Source organism: Mesorhizobium sp. LCM 4576 (assembly GCF_001854815.1).
GTDB classification, from domain to species: Bacteria; Pseudomonadota; Alphaproteobacteria; order Rhizobiales; family Rhizobiaceae; genus Mesorhizobium; species Mesorhizobium plurifarium.
Genome location: NZ_MDDT01000016.1, coordinates 1 through 14,995 on the forward strand (window position 1 = coordinate 1; position 14,995 = coordinate 14,995).

General features: G+C 63.9%; 17 protein-coding genes. 5 read left to right on the forward strand and 12 right to left on the reverse strand.

Annotated features, from left to right (window positions below; genetic code table 11):
* Window positions 1-111: 111 nt before the first annotated feature.
* Genes LCM4576_RS07715 through LCM4576_RS07745 form a run of 7 tightly spaced genes read right to left on the reverse strand, consistent with a single transcriptional unit; the run spans window position 112 to window position 6,700 of the window.
* On the reverse strand, window positions 112-699 hold the full coding sequence (locus LCM4576_RS07715) for an NAD(P)H-dependent oxidoreductase (RefSeq protein WP_071031494.1): 588 nt from the start codon (window positions 697-699) through the stop codon (window positions 112-114).
* Window positions 699-1,280 (reverse strand): NAD(P)H-dependent oxidoreductase, encoded by a 582-nt coding sequence (locus tag LCM4576_RS07720; protein ID WP_071031496.1) that lies wholly within the window; start codon window positions 1,278-1,280, stop codon window positions 699-701. Before LCM4576_RS07720 ends, LCM4576_RS07715 begins: the two co-directional genes overlap by 1 nt.
* On the reverse strand, window positions 1,280-2,683 hold the full coding sequence (locus tag LCM4576_RS07725; RefSeq protein WP_071031498.1) for an FAD-binding oxidoreductase: 1,404 nt from the start codon (window positions 2,681-2,683) through the stop codon (window positions 1,280-1,282). The genes LCM4576_RS07720 and LCM4576_RS07725 overlap by 1 nt, the downstream gene beginning before the upstream one ends.
* On the reverse strand, window positions 2,683-3,984 hold the full coding sequence (locus LCM4576_RS07730) for a cytosine deaminase (RefSeq protein ID WP_071031500.1): 1,302 nt from the start codon (window positions 3,982-3,984) through the stop codon (window positions 2,683-2,685). Before LCM4576_RS07730 ends, LCM4576_RS07725 begins: the two co-directional genes overlap by 1 nt.
* Window positions 3,985-4,020: 36 nt before the next feature.
* Window positions 4,021-4,872: an ABC transporter permease gene (locus tag LCM4576_RS07735; RefSeq protein ID WP_071031501.1), complete on the reverse strand. Its 852-nt coding sequence runs from the start codon at window positions 4,870-4,872 to the stop codon at window positions 4,021-4,023.
* Window positions 4,859-5,680: an ABC transporter ATP-binding protein gene (locus LCM4576_RS07740; RefSeq protein WP_040981960.1), complete on the reverse strand. Its 822-nt coding sequence runs from the start codon at window positions 5,678-5,680 to the stop codon at window positions 4,859-4,861. Before LCM4576_RS07740 ends, LCM4576_RS07735 begins: the two co-directional genes overlap by 14 nt.
* A 15-nt stretch (window positions 5,681-5,695) precedes the next feature.
* On the reverse strand, window positions 5,696-6,700 hold the full coding sequence (locus LCM4576_RS07745) for an ABC transporter substrate-binding protein (protein ID WP_071031503.1): 1,005 nt from the start codon (window positions 6,698-6,700) through the stop codon (window positions 5,696-5,698).
* A 368-nt stretch (window positions 6,701-7,068) separates the two neighbouring features.
* On the opposite strand from LCM4576_RS07745, the gene LCM4576_RS07750 reads away from it, so the two are divergent.
* A complete protein-coding gene (locus tag LCM4576_RS07750) occupies window positions 7,069-7,452 on the forward strand; it encodes a RidA family protein (protein ID WP_071031505.1) in 384 nt (127 codons plus the stop codon).
* 61 nt (window positions 7,453-7,513) lie between these two features.
* Window positions 7,514-8,311, forward strand: coding sequence for a creatininase family protein (locus LCM4576_RS07755; RefSeq protein ID WP_071031507.1), 798 nt, complete (start codon window positions 7,514-7,516; stop codon window positions 8,309-8,311).
* Between the two features lie 18 nt (window positions 8,312-8,329).
* Here LCM4576_RS07755 and LCM4576_RS07760 read toward each other — a convergent pair whose 3' ends face one another.
* Window positions 8,330-8,839 carry a tyrosine phosphatase family protein gene (locus LCM4576_RS07760; protein ID WP_071031509.1) on the reverse strand — a complete coding sequence of 170 codons (510 nt, stop codon included), beginning with the start codon at window positions 8,837-8,839 and terminating at the stop codon, window positions 8,330-8,332.
* Window positions 8,836-9,891: a threonine-phosphate decarboxylase CobD gene (cobD, locus tag LCM4576_RS07765; protein ID WP_071031511.1), complete on the reverse strand. Its 1,056-nt coding sequence runs from the start codon at window positions 9,889-9,891 to the stop codon at window positions 8,836-8,838. Before cobD ends, LCM4576_RS07760 begins: the two co-directional genes overlap by 4 nt.
* Between cobD and cbiB the strand changes: the two genes are divergently transcribed.
* Entirely contained in the window at window positions 9,890-10,897 is a 1,008-nt protein-coding gene (gene cbiB, locus LCM4576_RS07770) for an adenosylcobinamide-phosphate synthase CbiB (RefSeq protein ID WP_071031512.1), read from the forward strand. The genes cobD and cbiB overlap by 2 nt on opposite strands.
* Window positions 10,898-10,994: 97 nt before the next feature.
* Here cbiB and cobO read toward each other — a convergent pair whose 3' ends face one another.
* From cobO to LCM4576_RS07785, 3 genes are all read right to left on the reverse strand, one after another.
* Complete coding sequence (gene cobO, locus LCM4576_RS07775) at window positions 10,995-11,624, reverse strand: cob(I)yrinic acid a,c-diamide adenosyltransferase (protein WP_071031514.1); 630 nt, start codon at window positions 11,622-11,624, stop codon at window positions 10,995-10,997.
* Between the two features lies 1 nt (window position 11,625).
* Window positions 11,626-12,171 (reverse strand): bifunctional adenosylcobinamide kinase/adenosylcobinamide-phosphate guanylyltransferase, encoded by a 546-nt coding sequence (cobU, locus tag LCM4576_RS07780; RefSeq protein WP_071031516.1) that lies wholly within the window; start codon window positions 12,169-12,171, stop codon window positions 11,626-11,628.
* 122 nt (window positions 12,172-12,293) lie between these two features.
* Complete coding sequence (locus LCM4576_RS07785; protein WP_071031517.1) at window positions 12,294-12,980, reverse strand: gamma-glutamylcyclotransferase; 687 nt, start codon at window positions 12,978-12,980, stop codon at window positions 12,294-12,296.
* 104 nt (window positions 12,981-13,084) lie between these two features.
* On the opposite strand from LCM4576_RS07785, the gene LCM4576_RS07790 reads away from it, so the two are divergent.
* Together LCM4576_RS07790 and LCM4576_RS07795 are read left to right on the forward strand one after the other, a co-directional pair.
* Window positions 13,085-14,260: an aromatic ring-hydroxylating dioxygenase subunit alpha gene (locus tag LCM4576_RS07790; RefSeq protein WP_071031519.1), complete on the forward strand. Its 1,176-nt coding sequence runs from the start codon at window positions 13,085-13,087 to the stop codon at window positions 14,258-14,260.
* Between the two features lie 126 nt (window positions 14,261-14,386).
* Window positions 14,387-14,992 (forward strand): TetR/AcrR family transcriptional regulator, encoded by a 606-nt coding sequence (locus tag LCM4576_RS07795; RefSeq protein ID WP_071031521.1) that lies wholly within the window; start codon window positions 14,387-14,389, stop codon window positions 14,990-14,992.
* Window positions 14,993-14,995: the final 3 nt, after the last annotated feature.

Consider the following 14,995-nt stretch of genomic DNA (forward strand, 5'->3'; position numbering starts at 1 on the left):
AAGACCGCCGAAAACCGTTCCGCTGCCCTTTTAAAAAGCTCTATTAACACACCGAACCCGACTTCGCTTCCCGTGCAAAGCCCTCACAAGGGGAGAAGGGAAAACTGGCCCTCAAAACCGCTCCAGCCTCGCCCTTACCTTCGACAGAAACGCCACCCTGCTCCTCGGCGTGGACGAATCCATCAGATAATGCGCCAGGAAGAACGTCTTGCAGCGCGTGGCGCACAGCGCCCGCATGCCGCGCAGGATCGTCTTGCGGCCCGGCTGGCCGACGACCACGCTCCACCAGGTCGGCGCGCCGCAGGTGGTGATGACGCCGACCCTGGTGACATGCCGCATCAGCGACGTGATCCGCCCCTTGCCGGCGGGCAGTTTGAAGGCGATGTCGGTGGCCCAGACCCGGTYGAACCAGCCCTTCAGCATCGCCGGCAGGCCGTACCACCAGGTCGGATAGATGAACAGGATCGCCTCGGCCCATTGCAGGTGCTCGAAATGCGGCTTGAGCGCCGGGTCGTCCGGCGCCCCGTCGTTGTAGAAGCGCCGCTCCTCGCAGTTCATCACCGGATCGAAATCCTCGGCATAGAGGTCGAGCAGCCGCACATCCCAACCTCGCCCCCTCAGCACCTCCACCGCCGTGTCGCGGATCGCCGCGCAATAGCTTTCCGGCACCGGATGGCAATAGACCACCAGCACGCGCATCAGAATTGATCCATGTTGGCCGCGACCTTCGCCATGAAGGCGTTGCGCGTCTCGTCGGTGGAGAGGTTCATCGAATAATGCGCGAGATAGGAAACGGGAGCGCCGGGTTTGATGGTGGCCCGCAGCATGCGCTTGACGATCTTGCGCGGCGGGTCGCCCATCAGCACGGCGCGAAAACGRCTGCCGCCATAGGTGGTGACGGCCGCCATCTTGCGGATGTTGTGCAGCGTCGGCCGCACCTTGCCGTCGACCAGCTTGAACGACACACCGGGTAGGAAGACGCGGTCGAAGAAGCCTTTCAGGATCGCCGGATAGCCGTAGTTCCAGACCGGAAATGACAGCACCAGCGCCTCGGCTCTCTGGAGCCTTTCCACGTAGCCGGCAACCKCGTCGTTCGGCCCGCGCGGATTGTGGTAGCCGAGCCGTTCGGYGCGCGTCAGCCGCGGATCGAAATCCTCGGCATAGAGGTCGCAGTCGTCGACCGCATGGCCCGCCGCGGCGAGCCGCTCGACGATCGTCTTGTGCAGGCCGGCGTTGAAGCTGGTCTCCACCGGATGAGCGAAGAGCACGAGGATGTTCATCAACTCGCCCTTTGCAGGCCCTTGAACAGGAACGTCCGGCCGGAGCGATAATCGTAGTCCGGATTTTCCCAGGCGATCATCTTGCCGGGGTTGAGCAGCCCTTGCGGATCGGTCTCGCGCTTGAAGGCAAGTTGGATCTCGTCGGTCTGCTTCATGCCGCCCTCTTCCAGCGTGTAGCGATGCGGATTGAAGATCGGGCAGCCATTCTCCTCATGCAGGCGGATGATCTGGTCCAGCCGCGCCTCGGTGGTGAACTTGACCAGCGGCAGGCCGAAGCAGGTGATGTTGCCGTCGAGCCRCACGAATTCCAGATGCGAGAACACCTCGCCCGGGAACATCGCATCCATCTTCTCGACCAGCGCCAGCTGGTTGGGGAACGGATAGAGCGACTGCASATAGGTGATCGAGGGGTCGACGCGCAGCGCCCTCAGCGTCGTGTGGTTCCAGGCGAGCTCATAGGCAGGCGGGAGGCCCTTCTTGTCCTCGTCCGTCGCGGTTGCCGCGTTGAGAATGACCTCGCCGCCGGCGCGCCGGGTGAAGGCAAGGAAGGCGTCGAGCCCGTGCTTCGCGACCATGACGACGCAGATGCTTTGCCCTTCGCGCAGGAATTTCTGGTGCCRCTTGAAATAGAGCTGCGGCACGGGTGYGGCGATCGGCGTGATCAGCTTGGTCAGGATGCCGTCCTGGCAGGCCAGCGCGTTGCCGTAGCGGGCAGCGCCCATGAAAGTATCGAAGCCGACGATGACGTCGACCCATTCATAGGCGGCGGTCAGCGGCATCTCGACCTCGGTGATGATGCCGTTGGTGCCATAGGCATGCGTGACCTTATGCAGATCCTCGCCGGTGAGCTCGATCGCCTTCGGTTCGGCCTCCATGGTCACGACGCGCAGCCGCAGCACATTGCCGAAATCGCGCAGGCCGCCGAAATTGATCGAGCCGACCCCGCCCGAGCCGCCGGCGATGAAGCCGCCTATCGAGGCGGTGTTGTATGTCGAGGGCGAGAGCCTGAGCTCCTGTCCGGAATGCGCCCGCGTCGCCTTGTCGATGTCGGCAAGGATTGCGCCCGGCCCAGTCACCACCCGTCCTGAGGCGATCGTCTTGATTTCGTTCATCTCGGCGAGGTTCAGCACCACACCGCCCGACAGCGGCATCGCCTGCCCGTAATTGCCGGTGCCGCTGCCGCGCGGCGTCACCGGAACGCCATGCCGGTGGCACGCGGCAAGCACGCGGATGACCTCGGCCTCGTTCTTCGGCGTGACGATCAGGTCGCCCTTGATGTGATCGAGCTGCGCCTTCAGCACCGGGCTGTACCAGTAGAAGTCGCGGCTCTTCTGCTGGACGATGGCCGGATGGTCGTCGACCTTGATCCCGTCGAGATCGCGCTTCAGCGCTGCGATATCCATCATCCCACCATCAATTCGTCGAGTTCGGCATAATCGGGCAGTTGGCGTTCGATCGCCCTGCCCTCGCGCACCACGATGCGATCCGATTCGGGCCGCGACAGCAATTCCGTCCAGTTCCGTCCCTTGAAGACGATGAAATCGGCGCTGCCGCCCGCGGCCAGCGTGCCGGCGCCATCGAGCCGCATCACCTCGGCCGGCGTTGCCGCCACCGCCCTAGGCCAGTCGCCAACCGGGTGGTCGAAATGCAGGATGCGTGTCGCCATGCGGTAGACTTCGAGCATGTCGAGATCGCCATAGGCGTAGAACGGGTCGCGCGTGTTGTCGGAAGCGACCGCCACCTTGATGCCGCGCGCCTTCATCTCGTGCAGCAGCGTCACGCCGCGCCAGCGCGGGGTGGTGCCGTTGTTGCGGCGGTCCTGCAGATAGAGGTTGCACATCGGCAGCGACACCACGGCGAGCCGCGCCTTCGCCACCTTGTCCAGCGTGTCGAGCACCTCGAGGTCCGGCTGGCGCGCCAGCGAACAGCAATGGCCGACCAGGATGTTGCCCTCGAAACTGTTCCACAGCGACGCCTCGGCGATCTTTTTCAGCGAGATCGCCGCGACGTCGTCGGTCTCGTCGGCATGGAAATCGAGGTCGAGCCCGTGTTCGATCGCCTGCGCGAACACCTGGTCGAGCAGTTCCTCGAGATCGGGCACCATATAGGTGACGACGCCGAGCACACCCTWGGCCGCCGCGACGCGCTTCGCCAGCCGCTCGAACCAGGCCTTGTCGCGCACGCCCTCGATGCCGAGCAGGCAGGCCGCCTGCAAATCGATGCGCCCGCGCCATTTCTCCCRCATCGTCTCGAACACAGGCCAGGAGATCTCCTCCTGCGGCGGCACGCTGTCGAGATGCGTGCGCAGGGCCTTGGTGCCGTGCGCGTAGGCCGAGCGCAGCGAGAAATCCATGCGGCGCGCGACATCCTCGGCGCTCCAGCGCGCGGCGCGGTCGGCGCCGGTGGCGTTGAGCGCGCCCATGAAGGTGCCGTCGGGGTTGGRCTTCCGCGGCCAGATATGCCCCTTGTCGATATGGGTGTGGCAGTCGACGAAACACGGCAGCACGATCCGGCCGGCAAGGTCGATCGCGTCGGCCGGCGCCTTCGACTTGGCTTGGGCGACAATGCTCGCGATCTTGCCGTCGGCGACGAGCAGTTCGGCCAGCGCGAAACCATCCGCATCGAACGGTGCCGCAAGGCCGGGCGTCAGTGACCGATGAACACGGGCATTGGCGAGCTGGTAGGATCCAGAGGCAGGTATCAAGATCTGGTCCTCTTCGCGATTTTCCCTGCTACCACCCTAGCGCTCCTGTTTCAGAGCGCTCTCGTGCCAGCGGCGCAGGATGAGATGCGAAACCAGCGACAGCACCAGGAAGATCAGGATGCCGGTGAGCGAGATCAGGATCAGCGCCGCGAACAGGCGCGGCGCGTTGAGCCGGTAGCCGGCCTCGATGATGCGCGAGGCAAGCCCCGACGACTGTCCCTGCGCGCCGGCGACGAATTCCGCAACCACCGCGCCGATCAGCGACAGGCCGCCGGCGATCTTCAGYCCGCCGAGGAAATAGGGCATCGCCGCCGGCAGCCGCAGATAGCGCAATTGCTGCCAGCGCGTCGCGCCGTTGAGCTTGAACAGGTCGCGCAGATTTCGGTCGACCGAGTTCAGCCCGAGCGTGGTGTTGGACAGGATCGGGAAGAAGGCGACGATCCAGGCRCAGAGTAGCAGTTTGACGGTCTGGTTGTTCACATAGATGTTGATCAGCGGGAAGATGGCGACGATCGGCGTCACCTGCAGCACGATGGCGAAGGGGAAGAACGACATCTCCACCCATTTCGATTGCGCGAACAGCACCGCCAGCCCGACGCCGCCGATGACGGCGAGGGCCAAGCTGAGGAAGGTGATCCTGAGCGTCACCAGCAGAGAGGAGAAGAGCAGGCCCGCGTCGTTGTGCAGCGTCTGCAGCACCACGCCCGGCCGCGGCAGGATATATTGCGGGATCTCGTTCCAGACGCAGATGCGGTCCCACAGTRCGATCGCCAGCACCATGATCGCCAGCGGCAGCACCCATTTGCCGATGCGTTCCAGCCGCTCCTGGCGGGCGCGGCGCGCCTCTTCCGGATCGAGCTTCAGCGTGGTGTCGTCAATGGCCGTCATGATGGGATCCGGCGGTTGAGTTGATGGCGTCGACCAGCGCGTCCGAGGCCTGCCGGCAAAGCGCGGCATAGTCGGGCGAGGTTCGGAACGCCTCGTCGCGCGGATAGGGCGCGTCGATGGCAAGCTCGCCATGGACGCGGCCAGGGCGCGCGGCCATGACGACGACGCGGCTGGACAGGAAGACGCTCTCGAAGACGCTGTGGGTGACGAAGACCACCGTGAAGCGCTCGTCCTGCCACAGTTCCAGGAGATCGTTGTTGAGCTTGAAGCGGGTGATCTCGTCGAGCGCCGCGAACGGCTCGTCCATCAGAAGGATGCGCGGCTTCGTCACCATGGCCCGCGCGATCGAGACGCGCATCTTCATGCCGCCGGAAAGCTCGCGCGGCACGGCGTTCTCGAAGCCGGTGAGATGGACGCGCGACAGCATCTCCAGCACGGCCGGCTCCGCCTTGGCGCGCGACACGCCCTTCAGCCTGAGCGGCAGCCAGACATTGTCGAAGACGCTGGCCCAAGGCAGCAGCGTCGGCTCCTGGAAGACGAAGCCGGTGTTCGAGCGGTCTATCGAGCCGCGCCAGTCGAGCTGGCCGGAGGTCGGCGTCGACAGGCCCGCGATCAACCGGAGCGCCGTCGACTTGCCGCAGCCCGAGGGGCCGAGCAGGCTGAGGAAATCGCCTTCGCGGATCGCAAGATCCACCTTGCTCAGCGCCGTCACACCATTGGAAAAGACCTTGCCGACATTGCGCAACGCAAGCAGCATCGCGGCCTCGCCCGATGCCGCCCGCGTCTCCGGCACTTTCTCCTGGATCATCTCAGGCAGGCCGCCTTATTTCTTCAGCTCCAGCCCGACACCTTTGTTGATGAAGGCCAGCGTATAGGCCTTTTTGATGTCGAGGCCCGGCTGCGCGACCTTGGCCTTGACCATCTTGTCGTAGAAACTCTGGATGCGGGCCTCGTTCATGGTGCCGATGCCGAGCTTTTCGGAGTCGCCGGAATCGACCACGCCGAACTTCTTCATCTGCTCGATCGAGAAGGCGATCTGCTCATCCGTCATGTCCGGATTGTCCTTCTTGATCATGTCGTTGGCGGCCTTGTTGTCGCCGTAGAGGTACTTGTACCAGCCCTTGGCCGAGCCATCGACGAAGCACTGCACCACCTCCGGTCGCTTGTCGATCGTATCCTGCATCACCTCGATGGTCGTCGCATAGGTGTCCCAGCCATTATCGGCAAGCAGGAACTGATTCGGCATGAAGCCGCCCTGCTTCTGCACCGCGAACGGCTCGGACGTCACATAGCCCTGCTGGATCGACTTCTTGTTTGYGATGAAGGGCGCCGGATTGAACGTGTAAGGCACGCGCTTCGCGRCATCGAAGCCGAGATCGGTGACCATCCATTGGAAGAAGGTCTGCGCGCCCTCGTCGCCCATGATGTACTGGTCGGCGTTCTTCAGGTCCTCCCAWTTGTCCAACCCCTCTCCCGGGTGGGACATGATGACCTGCGGATCCTTCTGGAAGTCGGCGGCAACGACGCGCATCGGAATGCCCTGCTGCACGGCATCGAAGGCCGAAAGCAGATTGCCGCCCATGTAGAAATCGATCTTGCCGGCAAGCAGCATCGGCCGCCCGCTGACCTGTGGGCCGCCCTGCATGATGGTGACGTCGAGGCCGCAGGCGGCATAGGTGCCGTCGGCGATGGYCTGGTAGTAGCCGCCATGTTCCGGCTCGGCCAGCCAGTTGGTGCCGAACGTAACCTTCTCGTTCGCGGCCGCGCTCAGCGTGCCCGCCGCCAGCAGGACGGCGGCACCCGCCAGCATCTTTCCTTGTCCGATCATAAACATCACCCTCTCTTGGCCCGGGCGCGCGACGCGCTGGGCTCGACACCGTTGATTCAAGAAGCAAGACACATGCCACCGCCTGGGCCGCCTGCTTGTGCGGCAGTCATTGCCGAGACCGGACGGGTCATGCCGTACGCGAGGCATCGTGCCTATTTTTTGAACGCCTGTCCATAATCGCTCCTAGAGCATGATGCCGAAAAGTGTGAAGCGGTTTTCGGGCGACATCATGCTCTATCTCTTTGATTTGGAGCCGGATTCAGATTTCAGGTCGAACAGACCTGAAATCATCCGGCTCTGGCGGCATGCACCGCATCTTGAAGGTTTCATGAATCGAGCCTTAGTCTGCAGGCGCACAGGAGAATGCGATGCTGAAATACCTCGCCCCCAAGACCATCAAGCCCCCTTTTGCCCGCTATAGCCACGGCGTTGAAATACCCGCCGGAAAACGGCTGGTGCTGTGCTCGGGGCAGTTGGGCATCGGCCCCGACGACACCGTCCCGGAGGATGCAGGGGCGCAGACCGAGCTTTGCTTCAAGAACATCGCCGCAATCCTCAGTGAGGCCGGGCTGACCTTGAACGACACCGTGYGCATCAACGCTTTCGTCACCGGCCGCGAGCACCTGCAGGCCTATATGGATGTCCGCAACCGGCTCTTTTCCGATCCCGCGCCGGCATCGACACTGATGATCGTTTCCGGCTTCGCCCGTCCCGAGTTCAAGGTCGAGGTCGAGGTGCTTGCCGCCGGCTGATGGTTGCCCGCAACCGCGAGGCGCTTTAGATCATCCCAATCAGACCTTCGGGAGACGAAAAGTGACGACAAAACGCGTGTGGTGGGGTGACTACCGGACGACCGAATACGCCTCGATCGATGCCGAGGCGACCATCGCCGTGCTGCCGGTTGCGGCAATCGAACAGCATGGCCCGCATCTGCCTGTATCGACCGACACATCGATCATGATGGGCATGYTGGAGACGGTGATCGCGCGCCTGCCCGACGACCTCGACATCCRCATCCTGCCGGTGCAGGCGGTCGGCAAGTCGAACGAGCACCTGCATGCGCCGGGAATGCTCACCTTGCCCGCCACCACCTTGGTCGAAGCCTGGACGGAACTCGGCCTGTCGGTCGCCCGCGCCGGGGTGAGAAAGCTGATCATCGTCAATTCGCATGGCGGCAATGAAGAGATCATGGGCATCGTTTCGCGCGAATTGCGCGTGCGCGCCAAAATGCTGTCGGTGAAGACGAGCTGGCAGCGTTTCGGTCGACCGRCCGGCATGTATACCGAGCTCGAGGACCGTCACGGCATCCATGGCGGCGATGTCGAGACCTCGCTGATGCTGCACTTCCGGCCCGACCTCGTCGACATGAGCAAGGCGGACAATTTCGTCTCCAATGTCGGCCGCGCCGAAAAGGAATTCGCCCTGCTGCGCCACACMGGAACGCACGCCTTCGCCTGGATCGCCAGCGACCTCAATCCGAACGGCGTGGTCGGCGACGCCTCCATCGCTACGGCCGAGAAGGGCCGCCTGACGGCGGAAATGCAGGCCGACGGTTTTATTAACCTGGTCAGGGATGTGCGTAAGGCGAAGCTTGCCGAATGGCTGCCGTAGCGGCTGGTCCGCTTTGACTTAGGCCTCAATCCCCAGTTCAAAGGGAATGCCTTCGAAAGCATCAGCGCCACGCCCGATCGCCTCGATCGCCGTAATCATGCGGCCGTCGCGCTGAAGTAGCATGTCGGCGACGGCGATCAGCCGCGGATTGGGTGTCGCCGTCGGCGAGAGAAAGCGCAGCGTCTTGGCGAGTTCCATCTCGTMGCGCTTTGGCGAAAGTGCCGTCGCGATGATGTAGGCCGACGCGGTCGAGCGGCTGACGCCGGCATAGCAATGCACCACCATCGGCTTTGCCCGGTCCCAGCGATAGGCGAAATCGAGCAAGGCCCGCACATGCTCCTCGCCGGGCATCGTCATGCCTTCCTGCGCGACGGCGATGTCGTGCATGACGAGATGCAGGTGGTTTTCCGCCGGGATCGAAGCCGGGCGGACCACCTCGGTGCCGGCTGCAAGCAGCGACAGCAAGCGCTGCGCACCGGTCCTTGCCACCGTTTCGTCGACCTTCGACAGCGAACAGACGTGGATCATCTTTCGATCTCCTTCGGCCCATCCTCGCGCCGTGAGGCCCAGGCGGCAAGCGCGCTTTCAAGACGCTGCCACTCGGCGTCATTGCCCGGCAGGCCGAAGCGCAAGACTTGCGGCCGCTCGGCGAAATGACGGACCAGCACGCCACACTCGCCGAGTGCAGAAAACAGGCTCGAAGCCTCAGGAGATGACAGATAGCGGAACAGGCTGGTGCCGCCGGAGACCGGGACATCGAATCGGTCAAGCAGCGCGTCGAGCCGTCCGGCATCCTGTGCCAGGCGTTTGCGCATATCRGCCTGCCAATTCGCATCCGACAGCGCACGAATGCCATATTCGAGCGCAGGACCGGCTACCGCCCAAGGCCCGAGCTGCGCATCCAGCCGCTCAGCCGTCAGCGGATCCGTCAGCGCGAAGCCGAGCCTGACGCCGGCAAGCCCGAAGAACTTGCCGAACGAGCGCAGCACGACAATGCCGCCTTCCGCGACATCCCCCGCCAGGCTTTGCTCGATCGGGCCGACATCCATGAAGGCTTCGTCGACGACCAGCAGCCCGCCCTTGGCGCGAAGYCGCGCGGCAAGGTCGAGCAGGCGGGCCTTTTCGATCACCCGCCCGTCAGGATTGTTGGGATTGACCAGCACCGCAAGGTCCGCCTCGACCAGCGAGTCGAAATCACCGACTTCTGCGACCGCATGGCCGGCTATGGCCGCAGCGCGGGCGTGTTCGGCATAGGTCGGGCCAAGCACCAGCGCCTTGCCGGGCCGTACCAGCGAAGCAGCGCGCGGCAAAAGAATCTGTGTGCCGGGTGCCGCCGCCACATGCGCCRCCGACGGCGCGCCATAGGCTCCAGCCGCAATTTCGGCCAATTCGCGCAGTTGTCCTGCCTCCGGCAATCGGGTCAGGGCGGTGGCGGGCAGTTCGAAAAGCGGATAGGAGTGCGGGTTGATACCTGTCGAGAGGTCCACGAAAGGTTGTGGCGCATGAGGAAAAAGCGCGCTTGCCCGGCCAAGGCTGCCGCCATGATCAACCGCCGCAATCGCGCCGCTTAGAAGCTTCATGTCTGTTCTGATCGCTTTCCTGTCACTCGCCGTCGAACGCGCCCTCGGCTACCCGGACTGGCTGTTCAACGCCATCGGCCATCCGGTAACCTGGATCGGCAGGCTGATATCCTTTCTCGATCGCCGGCTCAACCGCGCGACGGATTCCGACGAATTGCGTCGCCGACGCGGCGTCCAGGCCTTGCTTGTCATTCTGCTGGTCCCCGGCCTGATCGGCCTGGCGCTGCATGTCCTGCTGTGGCTGATGTTCCCGACGGGTCTGGTCATTGCCRCCATCCTCGGCTCCACGCTGCTGTCGCAGAAAAGCCTCGCCGAGCATGTCGAGGACGTCGCCAACGCGCTGGAGACCGGCGGCCTGACGCTTGGCCGCATCGCCGTTTCGCGCATCGTCGGCCGCGATCCCGAAAAGCTCGACAAGGCCGGCGTCGCGCGCGCGGCGATCGAAAGCCTGGCCGAGAATTTTTCGGACGGCATCGTCGCGCCCGCCTTTTGGACCGGCATCGGCGGGCTTGGCGGCGGTGCTGCCTACAAGGCCGCCAACACCGCCGATTCGATGATCGGCCACCGCACGCCGAAACACGAAGCCTTTGGCCGGGCGGCTGCCCGCTTCGATGATCTGATCAACCTGCCCRCATCGCGGCTGACTGGCCTGCTCATCGTGCTGGCTGCCTTTCTGGTCCCCGGCGCCGATCCGCGCGCTGCCTGGCAAGTCATGCGGCGCGACGCCAGGAAACATCGCTCGCCCAATGCCGGCTGGCCGGAGGCGGCGATGGCCGGCGCGCTCGGCTTATCGCTGGCCGGACCGCGCAGCTATGGCGGCGAAGTCGTAGAGGACGCCTTCATGGGCGAAGGYGGCCGCCGCGAGGCCGAAAGCACCGACATCCRCCAGGCGCTCAAACTCTACCGTGTCGCCGACTGGCTGCTGCTGGGCTTGTTCGCGATCCTGTCGGCAATCGTGATCTATCTGACCATTCTGATCAGCGGCCAAGGCGCCAGCACACTTTAGAGCATGATCYCGAAAAGTGGGAACCGGTTTTCGGAAAAGATCATGCTCCAACAAAGAGTTAGAGCAGGGTGACGATTCAACGAAACGTCATCCTGCTCTAGAATTCGATGCCTTGYTGCGCCTTCACCCCGGCGGAGAAATGGTGCTTCGTCAGCCCCATTTCGGTGACGAGGTCGGCCGCCTCGACGAGCAGCGGCTTGGCGTTGCGGCCGGTGACGACCACATGCAGATCGTCGCGGCGCGCCTTCAGCGCCGCGACCACTTTTTCCAGATCGAGATAGTCGTAGCGCAGCGCGATGTTGAGCTCGTCGAGCACCACCAGGCTGATCGACGGATCGGCCATCAGCTCCAGCGCCTTGGCCCAGGCGGCCTCGGCGGCGGCGATGTCGCGCTTGAGGTCCTGCGTCTCCCAGGTAAACCCCTCGCCCATCGCATGCCAGACGACGCGGTCGCCGAAAGCAGCGAAGGCGTCCTTCTCGCCGGTATGCCATTTGCCTTTGATGAACTGGACGACGCCGACGCGCTTGCCATAGCCGAGCATTCTCAGCGCCAGGCCGAAGGCCGCCGTGGTCTTGCCCTTGCCCGGCCCGGTGTTGACGATCAGCAGCCCCTTCTCGATCGTCTTGCCGGCGACCTCGGCATCCTGCACCGCCTTGCGCTTGGCCATCTTGGCGCGATGGCGCTCTGCGTCCTTTTCGTCGATCGGCTTGTCTTCGATTTCAGCCATGTCATTTCACCTTGAGCGGCAGCCCCGCCACCATCATGAGAACGCTGTCGGCAGCGGCCGCGACCTGCTGGTTGAGCCGGCCCGCGGCGTCGCGGAAGCGGCGCGCCAGCGCGTTGTCGGGCACGATGCCCAATCCGACTTCGTTGGAGACCACGAACCACGGCCCACGCGGCCGCGACAGCGCATCCTTGAGCCGCCGGCATTCGGCCTCGATATCATGTTCGGCCAGCATGTGATTGGTGAGCCACAATGTCAGGCAATCGATCAGCGCAGGTTCGTGATTCGGCAAGGCCTCGACTGCGCCGACCAGATCGAGCGGCGCATCGACGGTGACCCAGCCTTCGCCCCGCCGCGATCGATGCAGCGCGATGCGCTCGCGCATCTCGTCGTCATAAGCCTGCGCCGTGGCGATGTAGGTCCAGGGCGACGGGTTAGCAGTCGTCACCTTCTCGGCATAAGAGCTTTTTCCCGAGCGGGCGCCGCCCAGGATGAAGGTCAGTTTCCGATCGGAAGCTCTATTGCCGCTCGCGRCTGTCGCGCCGGTCATTCCTGCCTTCACCTTGGATGAACATTGTCGTTACCATCGGGCCRACGGCGCGACTTTAGGCAGAACCCCTCCTGCCGGCAAACCAAATTCCGCCACCGCTCGGCGCGATTGCGGCACGACCGCTACGAGCTGGCGATCCGGGCGGCGACCAGCTGCTGCAACCGCCACAGATGCGCGTCATGGATGCCGCGCTGCTCGAGATTCTTCACCGTGTTGTAGAGATAGTCGGCGCCCGAGCCCCAATGGCCGCAGGAGGTCGCCAGCCTTTCGACAACCGCCTCCTCGCTCAACGGACCGGCATAGGTGGTCCCGTGCCGGTTGATGACGAAGGCCAGCGCCCGCAGCGGCCCGCCATCGCTCGTCATATTGAGCAGACGCGGATGGTAGCTGGTCGGCTTCAGCGTCACCTCTCTCCGCAAGAGCTTGTCGAGTTGCTCGCGCCGGTCGCCGTCGCCGAGCCGAAAGGCGACGCCCTTGCACTGTCCGCCGCGGTCCAGCGCCATCATCAGGCCCGGGCTTTCCTTGGTGCCGCGCCAACGCGTCATCTTCATGCAAAAGGATCTGTGCCAGCCTCGCAGCAGGGCTACGCGTTCCTCGACATGCTCGATCTCGGGTTTCCAGATCAGGGAGCCGTAGCCAAACAGCCAGAGCGGTTCATCGGCGGGAAGCTGGGCCTCCAGCGTGCGCGCCATCGCGTCATAGTCGGCGTCATCCAGATGCTCGGCATCGGGATCGGGCCCGCTGTCCTCGACAACCCGAAAGCAGCGGGCGACCAGTTCCTCGGTGAGCGACATGGTTCTTGGCAGCATGCGCGCGACCTTAAAGTTCCTGCGCGATCGAAACAATGCGGCCGCCTTTCGATTGACAACTCCCTGGCCTGGGTGTCGGCTGGTCGTCAGCCAAGGAGAAGCCGATGCAGCCCAATCCGAGCGAACGCGATCCTTACAACGGCCTGACCAGCCTGCAGCCGACCTTGCCCTCGGCCGCCTATTGGGACGCCGACGCCTACCGGCGCGATCTGGACGCCATCTGGTACCGAAGCTGGCTGATGGTCTGCCGCGAGGCCGACCTGGCGGAACCCCTCGCCTTCCGCACGGTGCGCATCGGCAGCCAGGAAATCGTCGTGCTGCGCGACGAGACCGGCGCCCTGCGCGCCTTCCACAACACCTGCCGTCATCGCGGCTCGCAGCTTTGCCAGGAGAGCGCCGGACGGCTGAAGGCCAGGCTGCTCACCTGTCCCTACCATGCATGGTCCTATTCGCTGCGCGGCGATCTCGTACGCGTGCCGTCGAAATCGCTGCCCGAGGGCTTCGACAAGGCCGACTACCCGCTTTACCGCGTAGCGCTCTCTGTCTGGCGCGGCCTCGTCTTCATCAACCTTGCCGAGGATTCCGCCGGCTCGGCGGAAAGCTCCTTCGATCGGGCCTCCGGCGATCTTTCCAACTGGCCGCTGGAAACGCTCGTCACCGGCCACCGGCTCACCAAGGTGATGAACTGCAACTGGAAGATTTTCTGGGAGAACTTCAACGAATGCCTGCACTGCCCGGGCGTGCATAAGGATCTGTCGCGGCTGGTGCCGATCTATGGGCGCGGCCTGATGGCGAGGCATGACGATCCCGAATGGGCGCGCCACGCCGACAATGACGGTCCGGAGTTTTCCGGCCGCCTGCGCGCCGGCGCCGAGACATGGTCGCGGGATGGCCATGTCCATGGCCCTGTCTTTTCCGGCCTGACTCCAGCCGAACGCGCCGCCGGCCAGACTTATGCCACCTCGCTGCCCTCGATGTTCGTCGTCGGACACATCGACTACATGCGCACCGTGCGGCTGGCCCCGCTCGGCCCCGAGCAGACCGAGCTCACCGCCGAATGGCTGTTCGCCCCGGATGCGCTGGGAAAGACCGATATCGACAACATCGTCGTTTTCGGCACCCAGGTGCTGGAGGAAGACGCCGCGATCTGCGAGGTCAACCAGAAGGGGCTCCGCTCGATGCGCCATCAGACCGGCGTGCTCATGCCGGAGGAATACGATTTGCACCGCTTCCATGATTGGCTGCGCGGGCACCACACGGAGTTCCAGCAATCAAAATGACTTCGGCATATAGCGCCGGTTAAGAAGCGGGCGTGGCCATAGCAGAGGGGTTTTGACAGAAGGGCTGCACCTTGATCGGGATTTGGCAAGCAGCTAGGGCAGAATGTCGAATGTCTGAGGTGCTCCATGGTGCAGGTAAAGAAGGCGGAGGTGCGCGGGGCGATCCTCGAAGCCGCCACGCAGCTCTTCTTCGAAAACGGCTATGCTGGCACCTCGGCGAGCGAGATCGGTCAGCGCGCCGGCGTCGCGCCCTCGGCCATCTACAGATATTTCGACTCGAAGCTCGATCTTTTCTTTCAGGTATACAGTCCCTGGCTGAAGGCCAGGCTTGACCAGCTTGAACGGGAGCTGAAATCGATCGACGGCCATAGGGCGAAGGTGCAGCACATCGTCGCGACGATTTGGCACGAAATCCCGAATGAACAGAACTTCTTTGCCAACAATCTGATGCAGGCCGTATCGACGGCCACCCCCGCCGATCATTACAGCGGCAATCTGCTTGAATGGTGCGAACAACACGTGGCGCGGATGCTGAAAGYGGYCGAACCAAAGCCRCTGCATGGCCTGGCGCACTACTCCAGCCTGGCGCATGTGCTCTTCATGTCGTTCAACGGCTTCGTCGTTGGCGCCTATCTCGGGGTGCGCGGCGAGAAAACCGTGCCGGCCATCGAAGCGATGACTGACCTCATCGTCGGCGCGTCGGCGCCCGACCTGAAGCCGGTCAAAGGCTGACCG